This is a genomic window from Streptomyces sp. NPDC001450 (genome assembly GCF_053597295.1).
Window position 1 is genome coordinate 16,636 of the sequence record NZ_JBSFHY010000017.1, and the last position, 24,248, is coordinate 40,883.

The window sequence follows — 24,248 nt, forward strand, 5'->3', positions numbered from 1 at the left end:
CCCTGGGTGCCCCCTTGGCAGGGGGCACCCCCTACGCGTCGTACAGGTCGGCCTTCTTCGGCGCCGCATCCTGCACCAGACCACTGAGCACGGACGAGCGGTTGCCGAACTTCGCCGTGTCCACGCCGTTCTCCGCCAGGACCCGGAGCGCGGCCGAGTGCACCACCCGCAGCACCGGTGTGGCCGCGCGCAACGCGTCGTCGGCCATGAAGCGGTGCCGCCAGGGCTGGTCGGCCCAGGCGTGCCGGAGGCCGAAGGGCTCGGGCAGGGCGAGGGAGCCGCCGAGCCAGTTGAGAAGCGGCGGATACCAGGTCAGCGGGGCGCGCGCGGCGAGCCGTACCACCTCGTCGGTGCGGATCAGCGGCAGCTTGACCGTGCGGGTCTCCCACGGCTTGAGGGACTTGGTGACCTCCTTGGTCGGCGCCTCCGGCTTCGCGTGGAACAGCGGGTTCACCGGCCCCAGCGCGTGCCCGGTCACCTCGATGCGCAGCGTCTCGTGCAGCACGGTCACCGTGATCAGCATGGTGAGGACCAGCTGGCCGTCCCACAGGATCCACTGCACGCCCAGATAGTGCCGGTCACCGCTGCCGAACTGCTGCTTGTTGCAGATGTCCTGTATGGCGTGCGGCTTGACCTGGAACGCTTCGACGTCCGTGCCCTCCGGCCGGGACACCGCCTTCGCGTTCTCACCGATCGGCGTGACGATCCAGTGCCGTATCGAGGGCCGCGGGAAGCCGCCGGTGTTCAGCGGGCCGCGCTCCAGCATGCGCAGCTGGTCGTGGATCGCGCGTATGACGTCCCAGCTGCGGAAGGGGTGGATCTCCCGGGTGGGGTCGGCGGGCACCAGGTCCTCGGCCAGCTGCCAGGCGCCCCAGCGGGTGCCCATGCCGAGTATGCCCTTGGGGCCGGCGTAGAAGACCGAGTTGGACTGCTGCTCGGCGCTGAGCCGGGCCAGCGACTGGCGCAGCTGCTCGGCGGCGGTCTCGCCGGGGCTGCGCGGCACGGCCTCGGGGACCTTGGCGCCGACGCTGGTGCCCGAGAGCAGACCGTCCCAGCGCGCCCGCAGGTCCTTCGCGGTGCGCTCGCAGATCTGCTTGGCCCAGAACCAGCCCAGCACCGGGGCGACAACGCATCCGCGCGCGTACCACGCCCAGAATCCGCTGAACGGCATCTTCAGCAGGAAGAGCGCGGCGACCACGCCGACCCCGGCGAGCAGGGCGGTGGCGAGCGCTCCGGCCCGCTTGTCGTCGCGCTTGGTGACGTACGTGCGCAGCTGGAAGACGAGCAGCCAGCCGATCAGTCCCGGCAGGAAGATCAGGCCGCACACCACCGTGACCAGGGACAGCCGGTTGTCCCGCTCCCGGCGGATGTTGTTGGCCGCCAGGCAGTGCTCCACGACGACCTGGGGCTCGGCGCCGAAGGACTGGATGAGCGGCTTGCGCCCCGGCGCGAGCATGCGGTCGACGACGGCCCGCGAGAAGGCCTCGCCGAGGTTGGGCCTGAGCAGGGCGATCCGGCCGGCCTTGACCGTCGACTGGTGCCACTCGTTGTCGGTCTTCTTGATGTCCTCGACCACGTTGTCCCGGTAGGCCGCCGAGGCCAGCGCGAAGGTCGCCGCCTGGCCCTCGTCGCCGGACACGGGCACCTGCGGTCCGTCCCACTCCGTTCCAACCGACATTCCCGCCCCCATCGCCGCCGGTGTCGCTTCTGCGGCCTTCCCGACTTCCTTGCCCCGCACACCTGTTGCACAGCCCGTCGTGCCGATAACACGCCACGACCGCACGAGTTCCGCACACCGTGATCAGGTGATCAGCGTATCCGCAGCCACTGACACCGCGTCGGCGGACGGCCGAAGCCGCCCGCCGGCGCATGGCGCGGACCGGTGGTGAACTACGAGGATTCGCCCGCCTGTTCGCGGATCCGCTCGGCGATCTGCGGCGGCATCGGCTCGTGCCGGGCGTACGCCCGGTCGAAGCGCGCCGTCCCGTGCGACAGGGAGCGCAGGTCGATCGCGTAGCGGCCGATCTCGAACTCGGGCACCTCGGCGCGGACCAGGGTCCGTCCGGAGCCCACCTGCTCGGTGCCGAGCACCCGGCCGCGCCGGCTCGACAGGTCGCTCATCACCGCGCCCACGTAGTCGTCGGTGACCAGCACGGTCACCTCGGCCACCGGCTCCAGCAGATGGATCCGCGTCTGGCCCGCGGCCTCGCGCAGGGCCAGCGCGCCCGCCGTCTGGAAGGCGGCGTCGGAGGAGTCCACCGAGTGCGCCTTGCCGTCCAGCAGCGTGATCCGCACGTCCACCAGCGGATACCCGGCGACCACGCCCTTCGCGGCCTGCGCCCGTACGCCCTTCTCCACGGACGGGATGAACTGGCGCGGTACGGCGCCGCCCACCACCTTGTCCACGAACTCGATGCCCGAGCCGCCCGGCAGCGGCTCCACCTCGATCTCACAGATGGCGTACTGCCCGTGCCCGCCGGACTGCTTGACGTGCCGGCCGCGCCCCGCGGCCTTCGTCGCGAACGTCTCCCGGAGGGAGACCCGGTGCGGGACGACGTCGACCTGGACGCCGTACCGGCTGCGCAGCCGCTCCAGGGCGACGTCCGAGTGGGCCTCGCCCAGGCACCACAGGACCACCTGGTGGGTGTCCTGGTTCTGTTCGAGGCGCATCGTCGGATCCTCGGCGACCAGCCGGCTCAACCCCTGCGAGAGCTTGTCCTCGTCCGCCTTGCTGTGCGCGTGGATGGCGAGCGGCAGCAGCGGGTCGGGCATCTGCCAGGGCTCCATCAGGAGCGGGTCGTCCTTGGCCGAGAGCGTGTCCCCGGTCTCGGCGCGGCCGAGCTTGGCCACGCACACCAGGTCGCCCGCGACGGCGTGCGTCACCGGGCGCTGCTGCTTGCCGAAGGGCGTGGACAGCGCGCCGATCCGCTCGTCCACGTCGTGATCCTCGTGCCCGCGGTCGGCCAGGCCGTGCCCGGAGACGTGCACCGTCTCGTCGGGGCGCAGGGTGCCGGAGAAGACGCGGACCAGCGAGATCCGGCCGACGTACGGGTCGGAGGCGGTCTTCACGACCTCGGCGACCAGCGGGCCGCTCGGGTCGCAGGCCTTCAGCTCGCGCGGCTTGCCGTCGATGGTGGTGACCCCGGGCATGGGGTGCTCGAACGGGGTCGGGAACCCGCCGGTGATCAGCTCCAGCAGTTCGACCGTGCCGAGGCCCTGCCGGGCGCCGTCGGCGGCGGGGGCGGCCGCCAGGACCGGGAAGAAGGTGCCGCGCGCGACGGCCCGCTCCAGGTCGTCGATCAGCGTCTTGACGTCGATCTTCTCGCCGCCCAGGTAGCGGTCCATGAGGGTCTCGTCCTCGCTCTCGGCGATGATCCCCTCGATGAGCCGGTTGCGGGCCTCCTCGATGCCCGGCAGCTGGTCCTCGCCGGGCTCGGACTCCTTGCGCTCCCCGGACGCGTAGTCGAACAGCTTCTGCGACAGCAGCCCGATCAGCCCGGTCACGGGCGCGTGCCCGTCAGGGCCCTCCGGCCCGCGCAGCGGCAGATACAGCGGCAGCACGGCGTCGGGGTCGTCGGCGCCGAAGGCCTCCGCGCACACCCGAGTCATCTCCTCGAAGTCCGCCCGGGCGGCCTCCAGGTGCGTGATCACGATCGCGCGGGGCATGCCGACGGCCTGGCACTCCTCCCACACCATGCGGGTCGAGCCGTCCACGCCGTCCGAGGCCGAGACGACGAAGAGGGCCGCGTCCGCCGCTCGCAGACCGGCCCTCAGCTCCCCGACGAAGTCGGCGTACCCAGGGGTGTCGAGGACGTTGATCTTGAACCCGTCCCACTCGACCGGGGCCAGGGAGAGCTGTACCGAGCGTTGCTGCCGGTGCTCGATCTCGTCGTAGTCGGAGACGGTGCCGCCGTCCTCCACGCGGCCCGCCCGGTTGACAGCCCCCGCGGTCAGCGCGAGGGCCTCCACCAGAGTCGTCTTGCCCGAACCGGAGTGGCCGACCAGCACCACATTCCGTACGGACGCGGGGTGGTCGGCCGCCACTGCCCTGCCGGCGGCCCCGGGGTGTGTTTGCGCCTTGTCGCCCATGATCCTGCCTCCCGTGGACGGTGAGGTCACTGTGGGCGCGGACACGCGGCACCGCGTGCACTGGCGGCTCCTGCGACGCCCGCGGTCCTTCGAGCTTTCCACTCCCGTCATGCTGCGTCCATACGACGGACGTCGATCCCGCCGCGCGCCCCCCGCGCGTGCGGGTGTGCACCCGGCTCGCGGCACGACTGCGGGTGCCCGCCCGTCACGTACGCGCACGCGTGACTACGATGGGCCAGCCGGTGGCCACCAGGGCCGCGGCGCCACGACCGTCGGGAAGGCCATGCTGAACAAGTACGCGCGTGCATTCTTCACGCGTGTCCTCACACCGTTCGCCGCGTTTCTGATCCGCCGCGGCGTCAGCCCCGACGCGGTCACGCTCATCGGCACGGCCGGTGTGGTCGCCGGCGCGCTGGTCTTCTTCCCCCGGGGCGAGTTCTTCTGGGGCACGATCGTGATCACCCTGTTCGTCTTCTCCGACCTGGTCGACGGCAACATGGCCCGCCAGCTGGGCCGCTCCAGCCGCTGGGGCGCCTTCCTGGACTCCACGCTCGACCGGGTGGCCGACGGCGCGATCTTCGGCGGCTTCGCCCTGTGGTACGCGGGCAACGGCGACAACAACGCCCTGTGCGCCGTCTCGATCTTCTGCCTGGCCAGCGGCCAGGTGGTGTCGTACACCAAGGCGCGCGGCGAGTCGATCGGACTGCCGGTCGCCGTCAACGGCCTCGTCGAGCGCGCCGAGCGGCTGGTGATCTCGCTGGTGGCGGCCGGTCTGGCCGGCCTCCACAAGTTCGGCGTCCCGGGCATCCAGATCCTCCTCCCGATCGCCCTGTGGATCGTCGCCGTGGGCAGCCTCGTCACCCTCGTCCAGCGGGTCGTCACCGTCCGCCGCGAGTCCGCCGAGGCGGAGGCCGCGGCGCAGCAGGACGTGTCCCAGGGGAGGGAAGCGGCGAAGTGAGCACCGCCGACCGGCTCACCGACGGGCTGTACGGCCTCGGCTGGAGCACCGTCAAGAAGCTTCCGGAACCCGTTGCGGTCCGCCTCGGCCGGTCCATCGCCGATCTCGCCTGGAAGCAGCGTGGCAAGGGCGTCCTGCGGCTGGAGGCGAACTACGCGCGCGTGGTGCCCGACGCCGGCCCCGAGCGCCTCGCCGAACTCTCCCGCGCGGGCATGCGCTCGTACCTGCGCTACTGGATGGAGTCCTTCCGGCTGCCCGCCTGGAGCGCCGAGCGCGTGAGGACGGGCTTCGAGTGCACGGACGTGCACCTCCTGACCGACGGGATCGCCTCCCCCCGGGGCCTGATCCTCGCGCTGCCGCACATGGCCAACTGGGACCTGGCCGGCGCCTGGGTCACCACCAAGCTGGAGACGCCGTTCACCACGGTCGCCGAGCGGCTGAAGCCCGAGACGCTCTACGACCGCTTCGTCGCGTACCGCGAGGGCCTTGGCATGGAGGTCCTGCCGCACAGCGGCGGCACCGCCTTCGGCACCCTGGCCCGGCGGCTGCGTGACGGCGGCCTGGTCTGCCTGGTCGCCGACCGTGACCTGTCCGCGTCCGGCGTCGAGGTCGACTTCTTCGGCGAGCGGACCCGGATGCCCGCGGGCCCGGCCCTGCTCGCCCAGCAGACGGGCGCGCTGCTGATGCCCGTCACACTCTGGTACGACGCCTCGCCCGTCATGAAGGGCCAGGTGCATCCCCCGATCGAGGTACCCGAGTCAGGTACCCGGGCCGAGAAGACGTCTGTCATGACACAGGCACTGGCCGACGTCTTCGCCAAGGGGATCGCCGACCACCCGGAGGACTGGCACATGCTCCAGCGCCTGTGGCTCGCCGACCTCGACCCCGCGAAGGGACCCTCGTGAGAATCGGGATCGTCTGCCCGTACTCCTGGGACGTGCCCGGTGGCGTCCAGTTCCACATCCGCGACCTCGCCGAGTACTTCATCCGCCTCGGCCACGAGGTCTCCGTCCTCGCCCCGGCCGACGACGACACCCCGCTGCCGCCGTACGTCGTCTCGGCCGGCCGCGCGGTCCCGGTGCCGTACAACGGCTCGGTGGCCCGCCTGAACTTCGGCTTCCTGTCGGCCGCGCGCGTGCGGCGCTGGCTGCACGACGGCGCGTTCGACGTGGTGCACATCCACGAGCCGACCTCCCCGTCGCTCGGCCTGCTGACCTGCTGGGCGGCCCAGGGCCCCATCGTGGCCACCTTCCACACCTCCAACCCCCGCTCGCGCGCCATGATCGCCGCGTACGCGATCCTGCAGGCCGCGCTGGAGAAGATCAGCGCGCGCATCGCGGTCAGCGAGTACGCCCGCCGCACCCTGGTCGAGCACCTGGGCGGCGACGCGGTGGTCATCCCCAACGGCGTCGACGTCGACTTCTTCGCCAAGGCCGAGCCGAACCCCGAGTGGCAGGGCGACACGCTCGGCTTCATCGGCCGGATCGACGAGCCCCGCAAGGGCCTGCCGGTCCTGATGGCTGCCCTCCCGAAGATCCTCGCCGCGCGTCCGCAGACGCGGCTGCTGGTCGCGGGCCGCGGCGACGAGGAGGCCGCCGTCGAGGACCTGCCCGAGGAGCTGCGCTCCCGCGTCGAGTTCCTCGGCATGATCAGCGACGAGGACAAGGCGCGCTTCCTGCGCAGCGTCGACCTGTACGTCGCGCCCAACACCGGCGGCGAGAGCTTCGGCATCATCCTCGTCGAAGCCATGTCGGCGGGCGCCCCCGTCCTCGCCTCCGACCTGGACGCCTTCGTCCAGGTCCTCGACCAGGGCGCGGCCGGCGAGGTCTTCGCCAACGAGGACGCGGACGCCCTGGCCGAGGCGGCCGTACGCCTGCTGGCGGACCCGGACCGCCGGGCCGAACTGCGCGAGCGGGGCAGCGCCCACGTCCGCCGCTTCGACTGGTCCACCGTCGGCGCGGACATCCTGTCGGTGTACGAGACGGTCACCACCGGTACGTCGGCGGTGGCCACGGACGAGCGGACGGGACTGCGGGCACGGTTCGGGCTGGCGCGGGACTGAGGCGAGGGTCCGCCTCCGGCCGGCCTCCAGAGACGACTAACCTTCGCCCGTGACCGCAACCCTCATCTGGATCCTCGTCGCGCTCGTCGCCATCGGCCTGTACCTGAGCTGGACGGCCGGACGGCTGGACCGGCTGCACGTGCGGATGGACGCCGCGCGGGCCGCGCTGGACGCGCAGCTGCTGCGGCGGGCCTCTGTGACGCAGGAACTGGCGACCTCGGGCGTGCTGGACCCGGCCGCCTCGATCGTGCTCTACGAGGCCGCGCACGCCGCCCGGCAGGCCGAGGAGGAGCAGCGGGAGGTGGCGGAGAGCGAGCTGAGCCAGGCGCTGCGCGCGGTGTTCGAGGATCCGCAGCAGGTCGAGGCCGTACGGGAGGCCCCGGGCGGCGAGGCGGCGGCCTGTGAGCTGGCCGAGGCGGTACGCCGGGTCCCCATGGCCCGCCGCTTCCACAACGACGCCGTGGGGGCCGCCCGCAGGCTCCGGGAGCACCGCAAGGTGCGCTGGTTCCGACTGGCCGGCCACGCTCCCTTCCCGCTGGCCTTCGAGATGGACGACGAGCCTCCCGCGGCCCTGGTGGAGCGGGCCTCCTGAACCCTCGGCGGGCCAAAAGGATCCACCGGGTTGCCATTGGCCCTTGCTGTGGCCTGGTCCACTCACGTTTCCTCTCTGGAGCAGAAAACCCTCTTTCACTTCAGTGAGGTCACCCGTGTCCACCACCGACAACCAGGCTCCCGAGACCGGCACCGCCCGCGTGAAGCGCGGTATGGCTGAGCAGCTCAAGGGCGGCGTGATCATGGACGTCGTCACGCCGGAGCAGGCGAAGATCGCCGAGGACGCGGGCGCCGTCGCGGTCATGGCCCTGGAGCGGGTCCCGGCCGACATCCGCAAGGACGGCGGCGTGGCCCGCATGTCCGACCCGGACATGATCGAGGGCATCATCAACGCCGTCTCCATCCCGGTCATGGCGAAGTCCCGCATCGGCCACTTCGTCGAGGCCCAGGTGCTGCAGTCCCTCGGCGTCGACTACATCGACGAGTCCGAGGTCCTCACCCCGGCCGACGAGGTCAACCACTCCGACAAGTGGGCCTTCACCACCCCCTTCGTCTGTGGTGCCACCAACCTGGGCGAGGCCCTGCGCCGCATCGCCGAGGGCGCCGCGATGATCCGCTCCAAGGGCGAGGCCGGCACCGGCAACGTCGTCGAGGCCGTCCGCCACCTGCGCCAGATCAAGAACGAGATCGCCCGCCTGCGCGGCTACGACAACCACGAGCTGTACGCCGCCGCCAAGGAGCTGCGCGCCCCTTACGAGCTGGTCAAGGAGGTCGCCGAGCTGGGCAAGCTCCCGGTGGTCCTCTTCTCCGCCGGTGGGGTCGCCACCCCGGCCGACGCCGCCCTGATGCGCCAGCTCGGCGCCGAGGGTGTGTTCGTGGGCTCCGGCATCTTCAAGTCCGGCGACCCGGCCAAGCGCGCCGCCGCCATCGTGAAGGCCACCACCTTCTACGACGACCCGAAGATCATCGCGGACGCCTCCCGCAACCTGGGCGAGGCCATGGTCGGCATCAACTGCGACACCCTCCCCGAGACCGAGCGCTACGCGAACCGCGGCTGGTAAGGCACCGGAACACATGAACACCCCCGTCATAGGCGTCCTGGCCCTCCAGGGCGACGTACGGGAGCACCTCATCGCCCTGGCCGCGGCCGACGCCGTGGCCAGGCCGGTGCGGCGCCCCGAGGAACTCGCCGAGGTCGACGGTCTCGTCCTGCCCGGCGGCGAGTCCACCACCATCTCCAAGCTGGCCGTCCTCTTCGGAGTGATGGAGCCCCTCCGCGCGCGCGTACGCGACGGCATGCCCGTCTACGGCACCTGCGCCGGCATGATCATGCTCGCGGACAAGATCCTCGACCCGCGCTCGGGCCAGGAGACCATCGGCGGCATCGACATGATCGTGCGCCGTAACGCCTTCGGACGGCAGAACGAGTCCTTCGAGGCGGCGGTCGACGTCAAGGGAGTCGAGGGCGATCCTGTAGAGGGCGTCTTCATCCGCGCCCCCTGGGTCGAGTCCGTGGGGGCCGAGGCCGAGGTGCTCGCCGAGCACGACGGCCACATCGTCGCGGTCCGCCAGGGCAACGCGCTCGCCACGTCGTTCCACCCGGAACTGACCGGCGATCACCGCGTGCACTCCCTGTTCGTCGACATGGTGCGCGCCAACCGGACACCGGAGTCCTTGTAGGATCTCTGGCGTTCATACAGAGACGGGTTACGCGAAGGAGACAGGCAGATGTCCGGCCACTCTAAATGGGCCACGACGAAGCACAAGAAGGCCGTGATCGACGCCAAGCGCGGCAAGCTCTTCGCGAAGCTGATCAAGAACATCGAGGTCGCGGCGCGCATGGGCGGCGTCGACCTCGAGGGAAACCCGACCCTCTACGACGCGGTCCAGAAGGCCAAGAAGCAGTCGGTCCCGAACAAGAACATCGACTCCGCGATCAAGCGCGGCGGTGGTCTCGAGGCCGGCGGCGCCGACTACGAGACGATCATGTACGAGGGCTACGGCCCCAACGGTGTCGCGGTGCTCATCGAGTGCCTCACCGACAACCGCAACCGCGCCGCCTCCGACGTGCGTGTCGCCATGACCCGCAACGGCGGCAACATGGCCGACCCGGGTTCGGTGTCGTACATGTTCAGCCGCAAGGGCGTCATCATCGTCCCCAAGGGCGAGCTGACCGAGGACGACGTCCTGGGTGCCGTCCTGGACGCGGGTGCCGAGGAGGTCAACGACCTCGGTGAGACCTTCGAGGTCATCAGCGAGGCCACCGACCTGGTCGCGGTCCGCACCGCCCTCCAGGAGGCCGGGATCGACTACGACTCCGCCGAGTCCAGCTTCGTGCCGTCCGTCCAGGTCGAACTGGACGAGGAAGGCGCCAAGAAGATCTTCAAGCTGATCGACGCGCTCGAGGACAGCGACGACGTGCAGAACGTCTTCGCCAACTTCGACGTCAGCGACGAGATCATGGAGAAGGTCGACGCGTAACGCCGCCGCGGGCTTCGCGGGTTCTCACGGGCCGACGGGACAACCCGTCGGCCCGTCGCCGTGCCGGGCCTTGGTGCGGGGCGTTGTCGGTGGCACCCGATAGCCTGCACGAACAGGCCGTCGAAGGGAGGGGCGCGTGCGCGTGTTGGGGGTGGACCCCGGACTGACGCGATGCGGTGTCGGCGTGGTCGAGGGGGTCGCGGGCCGGCCGCTCACCATGCTCGGCGTCGGGGTCGTACGGACACCCGTGGACGCCGACCTGAGCCTCAGACTGCTCGCCGTCGAGCAGGGCATCGAGGAGTGGCTGGACGAGCACCGGCCCGAGTTCGTCGCCGTCGAGCGCGTCTTCAGCCAGCACAACGTGCGCACGGTGATGGGCACCGCCCAGGCCAGCGCCGTCGCCATGCTGTGCGCCGCCCGGCGTGGCATCCCCGTCGCCCTGCACACCCCCAGCGAGGTCAAGGCCGCCGTCACCGGCAGCGGCCGCGCCGACAAGGCCCAGGTCGGAGCCATGGTCACCCGCCTGCTGCGGCTCAGCGCCCCGCCCAAGCCGGCCGACGCCGCCGACGCCCTCGCCCTCGCCATCTGCCACATCTGGCGCGCCCCCGCCCAGAACCGGCTCCAGCAGGCCGTCGCCCGGCACACACTCCACGCAACGAAAGGCCGTACGGCATGATCGCGTTCGTGAGCGGCCCGGTCGCCGCCCTCGCCCCCGACTCCGCGGTGGTCGAGGTGGGCGGCATCGGCATCGCCGTCCAGTGCACCCCGAACACGCTCTCCGGCCTGCGCATGGGCCGGCAGACCAAGCTCGCCACCTCCCTGGTCGTGCGCGAGGACTCGCTGACCCTGTACGGCTTCGCGGACGACGACGAGCGCCAGGTCTTCGAACTGCTGCAGACCGCGAGCGGGGTGGGACCGCGCCTCGCCCAGGCGATGCTCGCCGTGCACACGCCGGACGCACTGCGCCGCGCCGTCGCCACCGCTGACGAGAAAGCCCTCACCGCCGTCCCCGGTATCGGCAAGAAGGGCGCGCAGAAGCTGCTGCTCGAGCTGAAGGACCGGCTCGGCGCCCCCACCGGCGCCCCCGCGGTCGGCGCCCCGGTCACCCAGGGCTGGCGCGACCAGCTGCACGCGGCCCTCATCGGCCTCGGCTACGCCACCCGCGAGGCCGAGGAAGCCGTGACCGCCGTGGCACCCCAGGCGGAGGCGGCGGGCGGCACCCCCCAGGTGGGCCAGCTGCTGAAGGCCGCCCTGCAGACCCTGAACCGCGCCCGCTGACCCACCGGACCCCGAGGCACATCACCTGCTGTGCTCTCCCGGGGACCGCCCCCGGACCCCCGGCCGACCTGACCGACTCGGCGCGCCATCACGAGGAGAACCGCAGTGAACTGGGACGACACGACCGACGCCGACGCCGCCCCCGAGCGGCTGGTGGGCTCTGTCGCCGACCGGGAGGACCAGGCCGTCGAGGCCGCCCTGCGCCCCAAGGACCTCGGCGAGTTCATCGGCCAGGAGAGGGTGCGCGAACAGCTCGACCTGGTCCTGCGCGCCGCACGCGCGCGCGGGGCGACCGCCGACCACGTGCTGCTCTCCGGCGCGCCCGGCCTGGGCAAGACCACCCTGTCGATGATCATCGCGGCCGAGATGGGCGCCCCCATCCGCATCACCTCGGGCCCCGCCATCCAGCACGCCGGCGACCTCGCCGCGATCCTCTCCTCCCTCCAGGAGGGCGAGGTCCTCTTCCTGGACGAGATCCACCGCATGTCCCGGCCCGCCGAGGAGATGCTGTACATGGCCATGGAGGACTTCCGCGTCGACGTCATCGTCGGCAAGGGCCCCGGGGCCACCGCCATCCCCCTGGAGCTGCCCCCGTTCACGCTGGTCGGCGCCACCACGCGCGCGGGCCTGCTGCCGCCCCCGCTGCGCGACCGCTTCGGCTTCACCGCGCACATGGAGTTCTACGAGCCCGGCGAGCTGGAGCGCGTCGTGCACCGCTCGGCGCACCTGCTCGACGTCGAGATCGAGCCGGACGGCGCAGCCGAGATCGCCGGCCGTTCCCGCGGCACGCCCCGTATCGCCAACCGCCTGCTGCGCCGCGTGCGCGACTACGCGCAGGTCAAGGCCGACGGCGTGATCACCCGCGAGATCGCCGCGGCCGCCCTCGCCGTCTACGAGGTCGACGCGCGCGGCCTGGACCGCCTTGACCGGGCCGTCCTGGAGGCGCTGCTGAAGCTGTTCGGCGGCGGTCCGGTGGGCCTGTCGACGCTCGCCGTCGCGGTGGGGGAGGAGCGGGAGACCGTCGAGGAGGTCGCCGAACCGTTCCTGGTCAGGGAGGGTCTGCTGGCCCGCACCCCACGGGGCCGGGTCGCCACTCCCGCGGCGTGGACGCACCTCGGAATGACCCCGCCCCGCTCGTCAGCCGGGGGAAGCGGACAACAGGACCTGTTCGGGGCGTGACGGCGCCGTGACGGCGAGGGCAATGGCGGGGGCAGGAACCCAGGTGCCATGCTGAGCGTTGTTCCATGCACGCGGACTCGCTTAGACTCCGCCGATGCCGCCTTTGTGGGCGGCGCCGACCAACCCCCATCCATCAGGCCGCTCACCGCGCGGTCGCGCGAAGGAAATTCCGTCCCGTGAATGCCTTTACCCTTCTCCCCTTCATCGTGCTCATCGCGGCCATGTTCCTGATGACGCGCTCGGCCAAGAAGAAGCAGCAGCAGGCCGCCAACATGCGGAACGAGATGCAGCCCGGCTCCGGTGTCCGCACCATCGGGGGGATGTACGCGACGGTCAAGGAGGTCAACGAGGACACCGTCCTCCTCGACGCCGGGCCGGGCGTCGACCTCCTCTTCGCCAAGAACGCGATCGGCGCCGTCCTCTCGGACGACGAGTACAACCGCATCGTCCACGGCATCGAGCACGACCTGAAGTCCGACGCCGACATCGTCCCGGACGACGCCTCCTCCCTCACCGAGACCGACGAGTCTGCCGACGCCGCTGCCGCCGCCTCCGACGACAAGGCCGTCGACCTTGGTAAGAAGGACGCCGCCGAGGACAAGGCCGACGAGGCCCCCGAGGCCCCCGAGGCCGAGGCGGACGAAGAGCCGAAGAAGACCGACGGCGACACCGACGCGAAGTAGTCACGTCCGGGGTGCGGGGCGCGGGGTGACCGCACCCCACGCACCCCGGGCGCGTCTGTTTTCCGCACGGGAGCCCGACACCATGTCATGGCCGACCGCGCCGACCGTGCGCGGGGCGGCCCGAGAGGGAGTACGAGAAGGTGGCAGCACCTAAGAAGGGCCGGAGCGCGAGCGCCCAGAGCAAGCCAGGGCGCTCGCTGGCCCTCATCCTGATCGCCATCGTGGCGCTGACCGGAGGGATGTTCGCCTCCGGGCACAAGACTCCGCGTCTCGGCATCGACCTCGCCGGTGGTACGAGCATCACGCTCAAGGCGAAGGCCGACCAGGGGTCCGCGATCAACACGGCCAACATGAACACCGCGGTCGACATCATGAACCGCCGTGTCAACGGCCTGGGCGTCTCCGAGGCGGAGGTGCAGACCCAGGGGAACGACCACATCATCGTGAACATCCCCAAGGGCACCAACTCCAAGGAGGCCCAGCAGCAGGTCGGCACCACCGCCAAGCTGTACTTCCGCCCGGTGCTCGCCAGCGGTCCCACGGGCTCCGCCGCGAGCCCCTCGCCGAGCGCGTCCCCCAGCAGCAGCAGCTCGCCGAGCCCGTCGAGCAGCGCCTCCTCCAAGGAGAAGGCGTCCTCGTCCTCCTCCGGGTCCCCGACGCCGACGGCCACCGCCACCTCGCAGGGGCGCGCGGTCACCGACGCCCTGAAGGCCGACGCCACGCCGTCGTCCTCCGGCTCCCCGAGCGCCACGTCCTCGCCGAGCCCGTCCGCGTCGTCCTCCGGCGGCACCGTCGACACCACCAAGCTCCAGGCGCAGTACGCCGCGCTGGACTGCTCCAAGCCCGCCGAGCGCGCCAAGGCCGGCACGAACGCCAAGCCCGGCGAGGCCACCGTGGCCTGCGGTGAGAACAAGAAGGTCTGGTACAAGTACCTGCTCGGCCCGGCCGCCGTGGACGGCACCGAGGTCAAGAAGGCCGCGGCGGTCTTCGACACCCAGGGTGCCGCCGGCTGGCAGGTCCAGATGACCTTCACCTCCAGCGGGTCGAAGAAGTTCGCGGACATCACCGGCGAGCTGGCCAAGAACCAGCCCCCGCAGAACGAGTTCGGCATCGTCCTGGACGGTCAGGTCGTCTCCAGCCCGTTCGTGCAGACGGCCATCTCGGGTGGCCAGGCGGAGATCTCCGGCAGTTTCACGCAGCAGGAGGCGCAGAGCCTCGCCAACATGCTGTCCTACGGTGCGCTCCCGCTGTCGTTCCAGGAGGAGACCGTCACCACGGTGACCGCCGCACTCGGCGGTGACCAGCTGCACGCCGGTCTGCTCGCCGGCGCGATCGGTCTCGCGCTGGTCGTGATCTACCTGATCGCCTACTACCGCGGTCTGTCGATCGTGGCCATGGCCTCCCTGCTGGTCTCCGGGATCCTGACCTACGTGATCATGGCGCTCCTCGGCCCGGCCATCCACTTCGCGCTGAACCTGCCGGCCGTCTGCGGTGCCATCGTCGCCATCGGTATCACCGCGGACTCGTTCATCGTGTACTTCGAGCGCATCCGGGACGAGATCCGCGAGGGCCGCACGCTGCGGCCCGCCGTCGAGCGGGCCTGGCCGCGCGCCCGGCGCACGATCCTCGTCTCCGACTTCGTGTCGTTCCTCGCCGCCGCGGTGCTGTTCATCGTGACCGTCGGCAAGGTGCAGGGCTTCGCGTTCACGCTCGGCCTGACCACCGTGCTCGACGTGGTCGTCGTCTTCTTCTTCACCAAGCCGCTGATGACTCTGCTCGCCCGCCGCAAGTTCTTCGCCAACGGCCACAAGTGGTCCGGCCTCGACCCGAAGAGCCTGGGTGCCAAGCCGCCGCTGCGCCGCACCCGCCGTCCCGCCGGTCCCGCCGCCGGCCCTGTCGACCCGAAGGAGGCGTGAGCGATGTCGAAACTCGGCAACCTCGGCGCTCGACTGCACCGCGGCGAGATCAGCTACGACTTCGTCGGCAAGCGCAAGATCTGGTACGGCATCTCCATCCTGATCACCATCACGGCCATCCTCGGCCTGGCGGTGCGCGGCCTGAACATGGGCATCGAGTTCCAGGGCGGAGCGGTCTTCACCACGCCGACGAAGATGAGCACGTCGGTCGCGAAGGCGGAGGAGTACGCGAAGTCCGCCTCCGGCCATGACGCGGTCGTCCAGAAGCTCGGCAACGGCAGCCTGCGCATCCAGATCGCCGGTATCGACACCGGCAAGTCGGACCAGATCAAGCAGACGCTGGCCAAGGACCTGAACCTCGACCCGGAGAAGCTCGCCGCCGACCTGGTCGGCCCGAGCTGGGGCGAGCAGATCGCCAACAAGGCCTGGGAGGGCCTGGCGATCTTCATGGTGCTCGTGGTGATCTACCTGGCGATCGCCTTCGAGTGGCGCATGGCCGTCGCGGCCCTCGTCGCGTTGATCCACGACATCACCATCACGACCGGTATCTACGCGCTGGTCGGCTTCGAGGTCACGCCCGGTACCGTCATCGGTCTGCTGACGATCCTCGGTTACTCGCTCTACGACACGGTCGTCGTCTTCGACAGCCTCAAGGAGCAGACGAAGGACATCACCAAGCAGACCCGCTGGACGTACAGCGACATCGCCAACCGGTCGATCAACGGCACGCTGGTCCGCTCCATCAACACCACCGTGGTCGCGCTGCTGCCGGTGGCGGGTCTGCTGTTCATCGGTGGCGGTTTCCTCGGGGCCGGCACGCTGAACGACATCTCGCTGTCGCTGTTCGTCGGCCTCGCGGCCGGTGCGTACTCCTCGATCTTCATCGCCACGCCGCTCGTCGCCGACCTCAAGGAACGCGAGCCGGCGATGCAGGCGCTCCGGAAGCGGGTCCTGGCCAAGCGCGCCCAGGCCGCCGCCGAGGAGGACTTCGCGGACGCGCGGTCCGCCGCCGGTGACGAGCCCGAGGACGCCGCCCCCGCCGTGGTGGGTCCGCGCAACCAGCCGTCGTCCCGCAGCCGGGGCCGCGGCCGACCCTCCGGGAAGCGCCGGTGACCGAGCTCGCAGAGATCACGACGCTGCTGCTCAGCCGCATCCGTGACGTCGCGGACTACCCGGAGCCGGGCGTGATGTTCAAGGACATCACGCCGCTCCTGGCGGACCCGGCCGCCTTCACGGCCCTCACGGACGCGCTGGCCGAGATCGCCGCCGGCACCGGCGCGACCAAGGTCGTCGGCCTGGAGGCGCGGGGCTTCATCCTGGGTGCCCCGGTCGCGGTCCGCGCGGGCCTCGGCTTCATCCCCGTACGCAAGGCGGGCAAGCTCCCCGGGGCGACCCTGCGTCAGGCGTACGACCTGGAGTACGGCTCGGCGCAGATCGAGGTGCACGCGGAGGACCTGTCCTCCGGTGACCGTGTGCTGATCGTGGACGACGTCCTCGCCACGGGCGGCACCGCCGAAGCCGCGATCCAGCTCATCCACCGGGCGGGCGCCGAGGTCTGCGGCCTCGCGGTGCTCATGGAGCTGGGCTTCCTGGACGGTCGCGCCCGTCTGGAGCCGGCGCTGAACGGGGCACCGCTGGCGGCGCTGCTCCAGATCTGACAGGTCTGACGTAACCGAGCACCTGTGCTCCACGGCCGCTCCGGCACCACCGGGGCGGCCGTCGCCGTTCCGGTGCGGGACCCGCGCCGCAGGCCGGGAAAACACCTCGAAGCCACTTCCCGGAATCCCACGGCCGTCCCTCGTGTTTCAGGGGTAGACGGTCCTCACATCCGCCTGAAGGCGATGACTGGGCGCAGGATCGCTACCATGGGGTCTCCGGAGCCTGACCGGGGGACCCGGATCGCGCACGAGGAGTCCTCTTGCCAGACGAGGCCCAGCCACTGACCGCCGCCAAGCCCGAGCCCGCCTCGGCACCCGCGGCCAAGCCCGCGCCGAACGTGTCGCACGCGAAGAACGACACCCGCGGGGCGGTCGAGCACGCGCCCGCACCCGTGGAGAAGGCTGCCGAAGTGGCCCGCCCCAAACCGGCCCCGCCCGCGCGCCCCGCCACCGGCCAGCCCGCCCGCACCGGCTCCTCCAACCGCGTCCGTGCCCGCCTCGCCCGCCTCGGCGTCCAGCGCGCGAACCCGTACAACCCCGTGCTGGAGCCGCTGCTGCGGATAGTGCGCAGCAACGACCCGAAGATCGAGAACTCGACGCTCCGGCAGATCGAGCGTGCCTACCAGGTCGCCGAGCGCTGGCACCGGGGGCAGAAGCGCAAGAGCGGCGACCCGTACATCACGCATCCGCTCGCCGTCACCACCATCCTCGCCGAGCTGGGCATGGACCCGGCCACCCTCATGGCGGGCCTGCTGCACGACACCGTCGAGGACACCGAGTACGGCCTGGACGACCTGCGCCGCGACTTCGGCGACGTCGTCGCCCTCCTGGTGGACGGCGTCACCAAGCTGGACAAGGTCAAGTTCGGCGAGGCCGCGCAGGCCGAGACCGTGCGCAAGATGGTCGTGGCGATGGCCAAGGACCCCCGGGTCCTGGTGATCAAGCTCGCCGACCGCCTGCACAACATGCGCACCATGCGCTACCTCAAGCGCGAGAAGCAGGAGAAGAAGGCGCGCGAGACGCTGGAGATCTACGCGCCGCTCGCCCACCGCCTGGGCATGAACACCATCAAGTGGGAGCTGGAGGACCTCGCGTTCGCGATCCTCTACCCCAAGATGTACGACGAGATCGTGCGGCTCGTCGCCGAGCGGGCGCCCAAGCGGGACGAGTACCTCGCCATAGTGACCGACGAGGTCCAGGCCGACCTGCGCGCCGCTCGCATCAAGGCGACCGTCACCGGACGCCCGAAGCACTACTACAGCGTCTACCAGAAGATGATCGTCCGCGGCCGCGACTTCGCGGAGATCTACGACCTGGTGGGAATCCGTGTCCTGGTCGACACGGTCAGGGACTGCTACGCCGCACTCGGCACCGTGCACGCGCGATGGAATCCGGTCCCCGGCCGGTTCAAGGACTACATCGCGATGCCCAAGTTCAACATGTACCAGTCGCTGCACACGACGGTCATCGGACCCAACGGCAAGCCCGTCGAACTGCAGATCCGCACCTTCGACATGCACCGCCGCGCCGAGTACGGCATCGCCGCGCACTGGAAGTACAAGCAGGAGGCCGTCGCCGGCGCCTCCAAGGTCCGTACCGACGTGCCCAAGGCGTCCGGCAAGGACAAGGACGCCATCAACGACATGGCGTGGCTGCGCCAGTTGCTGGACTGGCAGAAGGAGACCGAGGACCCCAGCGAGTTCCTGGAGTCCCTGCGCTTCGACCTGTCCCGCAACGAGGTCTTCGTCTTCACGCCCAAGGGCGACGTCATCGCGCTGCCGGCCGGCGCCACCCCGGTCGACTTCGCGTACGCGGTCCACACCGAGGTCGGTCACCGCACCATAGGAGCGCGGGTCAACGGCAGGCTCGTACCGCTCGAATCCACCCTGGACAACGGCGACTTGGTGGAGGTCTTCACCTCCAAGGCGCCCGGCGCGGGTCCGTCCCGCGACTGGCTCGGGTTCGTCAAGTCGCCGCGCGCCCGCAACAAGATCCGGGCCTGGTTCTCCAAGGAGCGCCGCGACGAGGCGATCGAGCAGGGCAAGGACGCCATCGTCCGTGCCATGCGCAAGCAGAACCTGCCGATCCAGCGCATCCTGACCGGCGACTCCCTCGTCACGCTCGCGCACGAGATGCGCTACTCCGACATCTCCGCGCTGTACGCGGCGATCGGCGAGGGCCATGTCTCCGCGCAGAACATCGTGCAGAAGCTCGTCCAGGCGCTCGGCGGCGAGGAGGCGGCCACCGAGGAGATCGACGAGGCCGTCCCGCCGACCCGCACCCGCGGCCGCAAGCGCCGCTCCAGCACCGACCCCGGCGTCGTGGTCAAGGGCGTCGACGACGTGTGGGTCAAGCTGGCCCGCTGCTGCACGCCCGTTCCCGGCGACCCGATCATCGGCTTCGTCACGCGGGGTAGCGGTGTATCGGTTCACCGCAGCGACTGCGTCAACGTGGAGTCACTGTCCCGTGAGCCGGAGCGCATCCTCGACGTCGAGTGGGCGCCCACCCAGTCCTCGGTCTTCCTCGTCGCCATCCAGGTCGAGGCCCTGGACCGCTCCCGCCTGCTGTCGGACGTCACCCGCGTCCTGTCCGACCAGCACGTCAACATCCTCTCCGCGGCCGTCCAGACCTCCCGCGACCGTGTGGCCACCTCCCGCTTCACCTTCGAGATGGGCGACCCGAAGCACCTCGGCCACGTCCTGAAGGCCGTACGGGGCGTGGAGGGCGTGTACGACGTCTACCGCGTTACCTCGGCGCGCAACCGGTCGTAGGACACCCACGCACGAGGAAGGGCCCCGTACGTCACGTACGGGGCCCTTCTCGGTACGAAGCGGGGGGTGGATCAGCCGCCGAACTCCTGCAGGCCCTTCAGAGCCTGGTCCAGGAGCGCCTGACGGCCCTCCAGCTCACGCTCCAGCTTGTCGGCCTTGGCGTTGTTGCCCTGGGCGCGCGCCTGCTCGATCTGCGCCCTCAACTTGTCCACGGCGGCCTGCAGCTGACCGGTCAGCCCCTCGGCACGCGCGCGCGCCTCCGGGTTGGTCCGGCGCCACTCGGCCTCCTCGGCTTCCTGGATGGCCCGCTCGACCGCGTGCATCCGGCCCTCGACCTTCGGCCGCGCGTCCCGCGGGACGTGACCGATGGCCTCCCAGCGCTCGTTGATCGAGCGGAACGCGGCCCGGGCGCCCTTGAGGTCCGTGACCGGGAGGATCTTCTCGGCCTCCTCGGCCAGCTCCTCCTTGAGCTTCAGGTTCTCCGCCTGCTCGGCGTCCCGCTCGGCGAAGACCGAGCTGCGGGCGGCGAAGAACACGTCCTGGGCGCCGCGGAAGCGGTTCCACAGGTCGTCCTCATGCTCGCGCTGGGCGCGGCCCGCGGCCTTCCACTCCGCCATCAGCTCGCGGTAGCGCGCCGCCGTCGGACCCCAGTCCGTCGAACCGGACAGCGACTCGGCCTCGGCGACCAGCCGCTCCTTGGTCTTGCGTGCCTCCTCGCGCTGCGCGTCCAGCTGCGCGAAGTGGCCCTTGCGACGCTTGGAGAACGCCGACCGGGCGTGCGAGAAGCGGTGCCACAGCTCGTCGTCGGACTTGCGGTCCAGCCGCGGCAGCCCCTTCCAGGTGTCCACCAGCGCCCGCAGCCGCTCACCGGCGGCGCGCCACTGGTCGGACTGCGCCAGCTGCTCGGCCTCGGCGACCAGGTCCTCCTTGGCCTTGCGGGCCTCGTCGGACTGTTTGGCCCGCTGCGCCTTGCGCTCCTCGCGCCGGGCGTCGACCGTCGCCACGAGCTTGTCGAGACGGGTCCGCAGCGCCTCCAGGTCGCCCACCGCGTGGTGCGCGTCCACCTGCTCGCGCAGGTGGTCGATCGCGGTCTGGGCGTCCTTCGCCGACAGGTCCGTCGTCTGCACTCGCTTCTCGAGGAGGCCGATCTCGACAACCAGGCCCTCGTACTTGCGCTCGAAGTAGGCAAGCGCCTCCTCAGGGGAGCCGGCCGCCCAGGAACCGACGACCTGCTCGCCGTCGGCCGTACGCACGTACACGGTCCCCGTCTCGTCGACGCGGCCCCACGGGTCGCTGCTCACAGCGCCTCCTCCACATGATGCCCGCGGGGGCCTCGGCGCCCCCGGGCATCGTCCACAGTTTCGTCACGGCCAACATAGGCGACCAGCGGGTTGCCTGTCCGCATCCAGCGCGACCGAAATTCCGCAGTTGGCCGTGTTGAGCGTCGGTGCGGCGTCAGGACTTGGTGACCGTCGCCTTGTTGATCACGACCGTAGCGTTCGGGGCACCGTCACCGGCACCCGTGTTCTCGCCCGCGGCCGCGATCTTGTCCAGCACCTTCAGACCCGCCGCGTCGATCGTGCCGAACGGCGTGTAGCTGGGCGGCAGCGGGCTGTCCTTGTAGACGAGGAAGAACTGGCTGCCGCCGGTGTGCTTCTGGCCGGTGTTGGCCATTGCCACCGTGCCCGCCGGGTACTTGTTCCCCTTCAGGCTCGCGTCCTTCAGGTTCTCGTCCGGGATCGTGTAGCCCGGGCCGCCGCTGCCGAGGCCTGTCGGGTCGCCGCACTGCAACACGTAGATGCCGTTCGTGGTCAGGCGGTGGCACTTGGTGTGGTCGAAGAAGCCCTTGCCCGCCAGGAAGTCGAACGAGTTCACGGTGTGCGGCGCGGCCGACGACTTCAGCGCGATGCCGATGTCACCGCACGTCGTCGCGAGCTTCATCGTGTACTTCGCCGACGTGTCGATCGACATCGCCGGTTCCTTCTTCCAGGTCTCCTTCGCGATGGAGCCCGCGGCCGGCTTCTCGCACGGATCCGGCGCCTTGCTGGTCGGCGCGGCGCTCGGCGTGACGTCGGCGCTCGCGTTGGTCTTCTTGTCGTCGTCGTTCTTCAGCACACCGGTCGTGTACAGCGCGACACTGCCGATCACGACCACGCCCAGCACCGACGCGATCACGGAGTTGCGCATATTTGCCTTGCGCCGCGCGCTGGTGCGCCGCTGCTGCTGCCGCAAGAACTTCTCCCGGGCGAGCTGACGCCGCCGCTGCTCCTGGCTGACCACCGGGTTCTCTCCTCATGCGTGTCGTGTGTCGACCGGTACGCGTGCGACCTGTGAGCCGACAGCTGCGTGTAGCCCCGTACCGTATATGGGTTCGCTGAGGAAACGGCAGCGCCGGTAGGCTCTGGGCCACGGGCCGCGGCCCGTAAGCCCTCCCGTATCGACACAACGAAGGACGATCGTGCTCATTGCCGGGTTCCCCGCCGGGGCCTGGGGGACGAACTGTTATCTCGTCGCCCCCGCCGCCGGTGAGGAGTGCGTGATCATCGACCCGGGCCACCAGGCCGCCCAGGGCGTCGAGGAAGCGCTGAAGAAGCATCGGCTCAAGCCCGTCGCCGTCGTCCTCACCCATGGCCACATCGATCATGTGGCCTCGGTCGTCCCCGTGTGCGGCGCGCACGACGTACCGGCCTGGATCCACCCCGAGGACCGGTACATGATGAGCGACCCCGAGAGGGCGCTCGGCCGGTCCATCGGCATGCCGCTGATGGGCGAGCTGACCGTGGGGGAGCCCGACGACGTCAAGGAGCTGACCGACGGCGCCAGGCTCGCGCTCGCCGGGCTGGAGTTCTCCGTCGCGCACGCACCGGGCCATACCAGGGGGTCGGTGACCTTCCAGATGCCCGAGACCGCGGACATCCCCCCGGTCTTCTTCTCCGGGGATCTGCTGTTCGCCGGCTCCATCGGACGCACCGATCTGCCGGGTGGCTCCATGGAGGACATGCTCGACTCGCTGGCCCGCGTGTGCCTGCCGCTCGAGGACTCCACCGTGGTGCTGTCCGGCCACGGCCCCCAGACGACCATCGGCCAGGAGCGCGCCACCAACCCCTATCTGCGGCAGGTGGCGGCCGGCCAGGGAGCCTCCCAGGCTCCCCGACGAGGAATGTGACGAGAGAGCTTCCGTGAGTACCTTTCAGGCCCCCAAGGGCACGTACGACCTGATTCCGCCGCGTTCCGCGAAGTTCCTCGCGGTGCGCGAGGCGATCGCGACCCCGCTGCGCAACTCCGGGTACGGCTACGTCGAGACGCCCGGCTTCGAGAACGTGGAGTTGTTCGCGCGAGGCGTCGGCGAGTCGACCGACATCGTCACCAAGGAGATGTACGCCTTCGAGACCAAGGGCGGCGACAAGCTCGCGTTGCGCCCCGAAGGCACCGCCTCTGTGCTGCGCGCCGCGCTTGAGTCCAACCTGCACCGCCAGGGCAACCTGCCGGTCAAGCTCTGGTACTCGGGCTCGTACTACCGCTACGAGCAGCCGCAGGCGGGCCGCTACCGTCACTTCTCCCAGGTCGGCGCCGAGGCGATCGGCGCCGAGGACCCCGCGCTGGACGCCGAGCTGATCATCCTCGCCGACCAGGCGTACCGCTCCCTGGGCCTCAGCAACTTCCGCATCCTGCTGAACAGCCTGGGCGACAAGGAGTGCCGTCCGGTCTACCGGGCCGCGCTGCAGGACTTCCTGCGCGGCCTGGACCTCGACGAGGACACGCAGCGCCGCACCGAGATCAACCCGCTGCGCGTGCTCGACGACAAGCGGGAGTCGGTCCAGAAGCAGCTGGGCGGTGCCCCGCTCCTGCGTGACTACCTGTGCGACGCGTGCAAGACGTACCACGAGGAGGTCCGCGAGCTGATCTCCGCGGCGGGCGTGTCCTTCGAGGACGACCCGAAGCTGGTCCGCGGCCTGGACTACTACACCCGCACCACCTTCGAGTTCGTGCACGACGGCCTGGGCTCCCAGTCCGCGGTGGGCGGCGGCGGCCGCTACGACGGACTGTCCGAGATGATCGGTGGCCCCGCGCTGCCGTCCGTCGGCTGGGCCCTCGGCGTCGACCGCACGGTCCTCGCCCTGGAGGCCGAGGGTGTGGAGCTGGACATCCCGTCCTCGACCAGCGTCTACGCGGTGCCGCTCGGCGAGGAGGCCCGCCGGGTCCTGTTCGCGAAGGTCACCGAGCTGCGCAAGGCCGGCGTCGCGGCGGACTTCTCCTACGGCGGCAAGGGCCTGAAGGGCGCCATGAAGAACGCCAACCGCAGCGGGGCCCGCTACGCGATCGTCGCAGGCGAGCGCGACCTCGCCGAGGGCGTCGTCCAGCTCAAGGACATGGAGTCCGGCGAGCAGACGGCGGTCGGCGTGAACGACATCGTGGCCGAGCTGCAGTCGCGGCTCGGCTAGCCGCACAACACGCGCGCGTGGGCGCCGGATGCCTCCCGGGGGCGTCCGGCGCCTTTGTCGTTGTTGCGCAGTGGTGCTGTCCGGAACCGAACAGGCGGGGCCGGTCGTACGTACATCCTTATGCGGAGCGAACGGTGCGCACCCAGGTGTGTGCGGCACAATGACCGGTGCCCGAAGAT

At 70.6% G+C, this 24,248-nt stretch carries 21 protein-coding genes; 17 read left to right on the forward strand and 4 right to left on the reverse strand.

Annotated features, from left to right (window positions below):
- Nucleotides 1-31: 31 nt before the first annotated feature.
- Entirely contained in the window at nt 32-1,678 is a 1,647-nt protein-coding gene (locus ACWC5O_RS20125; protein ID WP_450588609.1) for a hypothetical protein, read from the reverse strand.
- A 212-nt stretch (nt 1,679-1,890) separates the two neighbouring features.
- Nucleotides 1,891-4,089 (reverse strand): elongation factor G-like protein EF-G2, encoded by a 2,199-nt coding sequence (locus ACWC5O_RS20130; protein ID WP_450588611.1) that lies wholly within the window; start codon nt 4,087-4,089, stop codon nt 1,891-1,893.
- Between the two features lie 283 nt (nt 4,090-4,372).
- On the opposite strand from ACWC5O_RS20130, the gene pgsA reads away from it, so the two are divergent.
- From pgsA to ACWC5O_RS20205, 15 genes are all read left to right on the forward strand, one after another.
- Nucleotides 4,373-5,047 (forward strand): phosphatidylinositol phosphate synthase, encoded by a 675-nt coding sequence (gene pgsA, locus ACWC5O_RS20135; protein ID WP_450588613.1) that lies wholly within the window; start codon nt 4,373-4,375, stop codon nt 5,045-5,047.
- Nucleotides 5,044-5,952 carry a phosphatidylinositol mannoside acyltransferase gene (locus tag ACWC5O_RS20140; RefSeq protein WP_450588615.1) on the forward strand — a complete coding sequence of 303 codons (909 nt, stop codon included), beginning with the start codon at nt 5,044-5,046 and terminating at the stop codon, nt 5,950-5,952. Before pgsA ends, ACWC5O_RS20140 begins: the two co-directional genes overlap by 4 nt.
- Complete coding sequence (locus ACWC5O_RS20145) at nt 5,949-7,109, forward strand: glycosyltransferase family 4 protein (protein ID WP_450588617.1); 1,161 nt, start codon at nt 5,949-5,951, stop codon at nt 7,107-7,109. The genes ACWC5O_RS20140 and ACWC5O_RS20145 overlap by 4 nt, the downstream gene beginning before the upstream one ends.
- 49 nt (nt 7,110-7,158) lie before the next feature.
- Nucleotides 7,159-7,701 carry a hypothetical protein gene (locus tag ACWC5O_RS20150; protein ID WP_450588619.1) on the forward strand — a complete coding sequence of 181 codons (543 nt, stop codon included), beginning with the start codon at nt 7,159-7,161 and terminating at the stop codon, nt 7,699-7,701.
- Nucleotides 7,702-7,816: 115 nt separating this feature from the next.
- Entirely contained in the window at nt 7,817-8,722 is a 906-nt protein-coding gene (pdxS, locus tag ACWC5O_RS20155; RefSeq protein ID WP_450588621.1) for a pyridoxal 5'-phosphate synthase lyase subunit PdxS, read from the forward strand.
- A gap of 13 nt (nt 8,723-8,735) precedes the next feature.
- The gene (pdxT, locus tag ACWC5O_RS20160; protein WP_450588623.1) at nt 8,736-9,341 is read left to right on the forward strand and encodes a pyridoxal 5'-phosphate synthase glutaminase subunit PdxT; all 606 of its coding nucleotides are present in this window, start codon (nt 8,736-8,738) and stop codon (nt 9,339-9,341) included.
- 48 nt (nt 9,342-9,389) lie between these two features.
- On the forward strand, nt 9,390-10,142 hold the full coding sequence (locus ACWC5O_RS20165) for a YebC/PmpR family DNA-binding transcriptional regulator (protein WP_450588625.1): 753 nt from the start codon (nt 9,390-9,392) through the stop codon (nt 10,140-10,142).
- A 136-nt stretch (nt 10,143-10,278) separates the two neighbouring features.
- The gene (gene ruvC, locus ACWC5O_RS20170; RefSeq protein WP_450588627.1) at nt 10,279-10,818 is read left to right on the forward strand and encodes a crossover junction endodeoxyribonuclease RuvC; all 540 of its coding nucleotides are present in this window, start codon (nt 10,279-10,281) and stop codon (nt 10,816-10,818) included.
- The gene (gene ruvA, locus ACWC5O_RS20175; RefSeq protein WP_450588629.1) at nt 10,815-11,420 is read left to right on the forward strand and encodes a Holliday junction branch migration protein RuvA; all 606 of its coding nucleotides are present in this window, start codon (nt 10,815-10,817) and stop codon (nt 11,418-11,420) included. The genes ruvC and ruvA overlap by 4 nt, the downstream gene beginning before the upstream one ends.
- Before the next feature lie 105 nt (nt 11,421-11,525).
- Entirely contained in the window at nt 11,526-12,599 is a 1,074-nt protein-coding gene (gene ruvB, locus ACWC5O_RS20180; RefSeq protein WP_450588631.1) for a Holliday junction branch migration DNA helicase RuvB, read from the forward strand.
- 176 nt (nt 12,600-12,775) lie between these two features.
- A complete protein-coding gene (gene yajC / locus ACWC5O_RS20185) occupies nt 12,776-13,282 on the forward strand; it encodes a preprotein translocase subunit YajC (protein WP_450588633.1) in 507 nt (168 codons plus the stop codon).
- A 140-nt stretch (nt 13,283-13,422) separates the two neighbouring features.
- Entirely contained in the window at nt 13,423-15,198 is a 1,776-nt protein-coding gene (gene secD / locus ACWC5O_RS20190) for a protein translocase subunit SecD (protein WP_450588635.1), read from the forward strand.
- 3 nt (nt 15,199-15,201) lie between these two features.
- A complete protein-coding gene (gene secF, locus ACWC5O_RS20195) occupies nt 15,202-16,311 on the forward strand; it encodes a protein translocase subunit SecF (RefSeq protein ID WP_450588637.1) in 1,110 nt (369 codons plus the stop codon).
- Complete coding sequence (locus tag ACWC5O_RS20200) at nt 16,308-16,856, forward strand: adenine phosphoribosyltransferase (protein WP_450588639.1); 549 nt, start codon at nt 16,308-16,310, stop codon at nt 16,854-16,856. The genes secF and ACWC5O_RS20200 overlap by 4 nt, the downstream gene beginning before the upstream one ends.
- 260 nt (nt 16,857-17,116) lie before the next feature.
- Nucleotides 17,117-19,627: a RelA/SpoT family protein gene (locus ACWC5O_RS20205; protein WP_450588641.1), complete on the forward strand. Its 2,511-nt coding sequence runs from the start codon at nt 17,117-17,119 to the stop codon at nt 19,625-19,627.
- 71 nt (nt 19,628-19,698) lie between these two features.
- On the opposite strand, the gene ACWC5O_RS20210 is transcribed toward ACWC5O_RS20205, so the two are convergent.
- Together ACWC5O_RS20210 and ACWC5O_RS20215 are read right to left on the reverse strand one after the other, a co-directional pair.
- Nucleotides 19,699-20,928 (reverse strand): DUF349 domain-containing protein, encoded by a 1,230-nt coding sequence (locus ACWC5O_RS20210; protein ID WP_450588643.1) that lies wholly within the window; start codon nt 20,926-20,928, stop codon nt 19,699-19,701.
- A gap of 154 nt (nt 20,929-21,082) precedes the next feature.
- A complete protein-coding gene (locus tag ACWC5O_RS20215) occupies nt 21,083-21,907 on the reverse strand; it encodes a peptidylprolyl isomerase (protein ID WP_450588645.1) in 825 nt (274 codons plus the stop codon).
- Nucleotides 21,908-22,085: 178 nt separating this feature from the next.
- Here ACWC5O_RS20215 and ACWC5O_RS20220 point away from each other — a divergent pair, with 178 nt between their 5' ends.
- Both ACWC5O_RS20220 and hisS read left to right on the forward strand, forming a co-directional pair.
- Entirely contained in the window at nt 22,086-22,793 is a 708-nt protein-coding gene (locus ACWC5O_RS20220) for an MBL fold metallo-hydrolase (RefSeq protein WP_450588647.1), read from the forward strand.
- Between the two features lie 13 nt (nt 22,794-22,806).
- On the forward strand, nt 22,807-24,069 hold the full coding sequence (hisS, locus tag ACWC5O_RS20225) for a histidine--tRNA ligase (protein WP_450588649.1): 1,263 nt from the start codon (nt 22,807-22,809) through the stop codon (nt 24,067-24,069).
- Nucleotides 24,070-24,248: the final 179 nt, after the last annotated feature.

What these genes read in the sequence shown, in the direction of transcription:
- pdxT (WP_450588623.1), top strand. Translation starts at nt 8,736, where the DNA reads ATGAACACCCCCGTCATAGGCGTCCTGGCCCTCCAGGGCGACGTACGG.
- secF (WP_450588637.1), top strand. Translation starts at nt 15,202, where the DNA reads ATGTCGAAACTCGGCAACCTCGGCGCTCGACTGCACCGCGGCGAGATC.
- ruvA (WP_450588629.1), top strand. Translation starts at nt 10,815, where the DNA reads ATGATCGCGTTCGTGAGCGGCCCGGTCGCCGCCCTCGCCCCCGACTCC.
- pgsA (WP_450588613.1), top strand. Translation starts at nt 4,373, where the DNA reads ATGCTGAACAAGTACGCGCGTGCATTCTTCACGCGTGTCCTCACACCG.
- ACWC5O_RS20165 (WP_450588625.1), top strand. Translation starts at nt 9,390, where the DNA reads ATGTCCGGCCACTCTAAATGGGCCACGACGAAGCACAAGAAGGCCGTG.
- ACWC5O_RS20125 (WP_450588609.1), bottom strand. Translation starts at nt 1,678, where the DNA reads ATGTCGGTTGGAACGGAGTGGGACGGACCGCAGGTGCCCGTGTCCGGC.
- ACWC5O_RS20130 (WP_450588611.1), bottom strand. Translation starts at nt 4,089, where the DNA reads ATGGGCGACAAGGCGCAAACACACCCCGGGGCCGCCGGCAGGGCAGTG.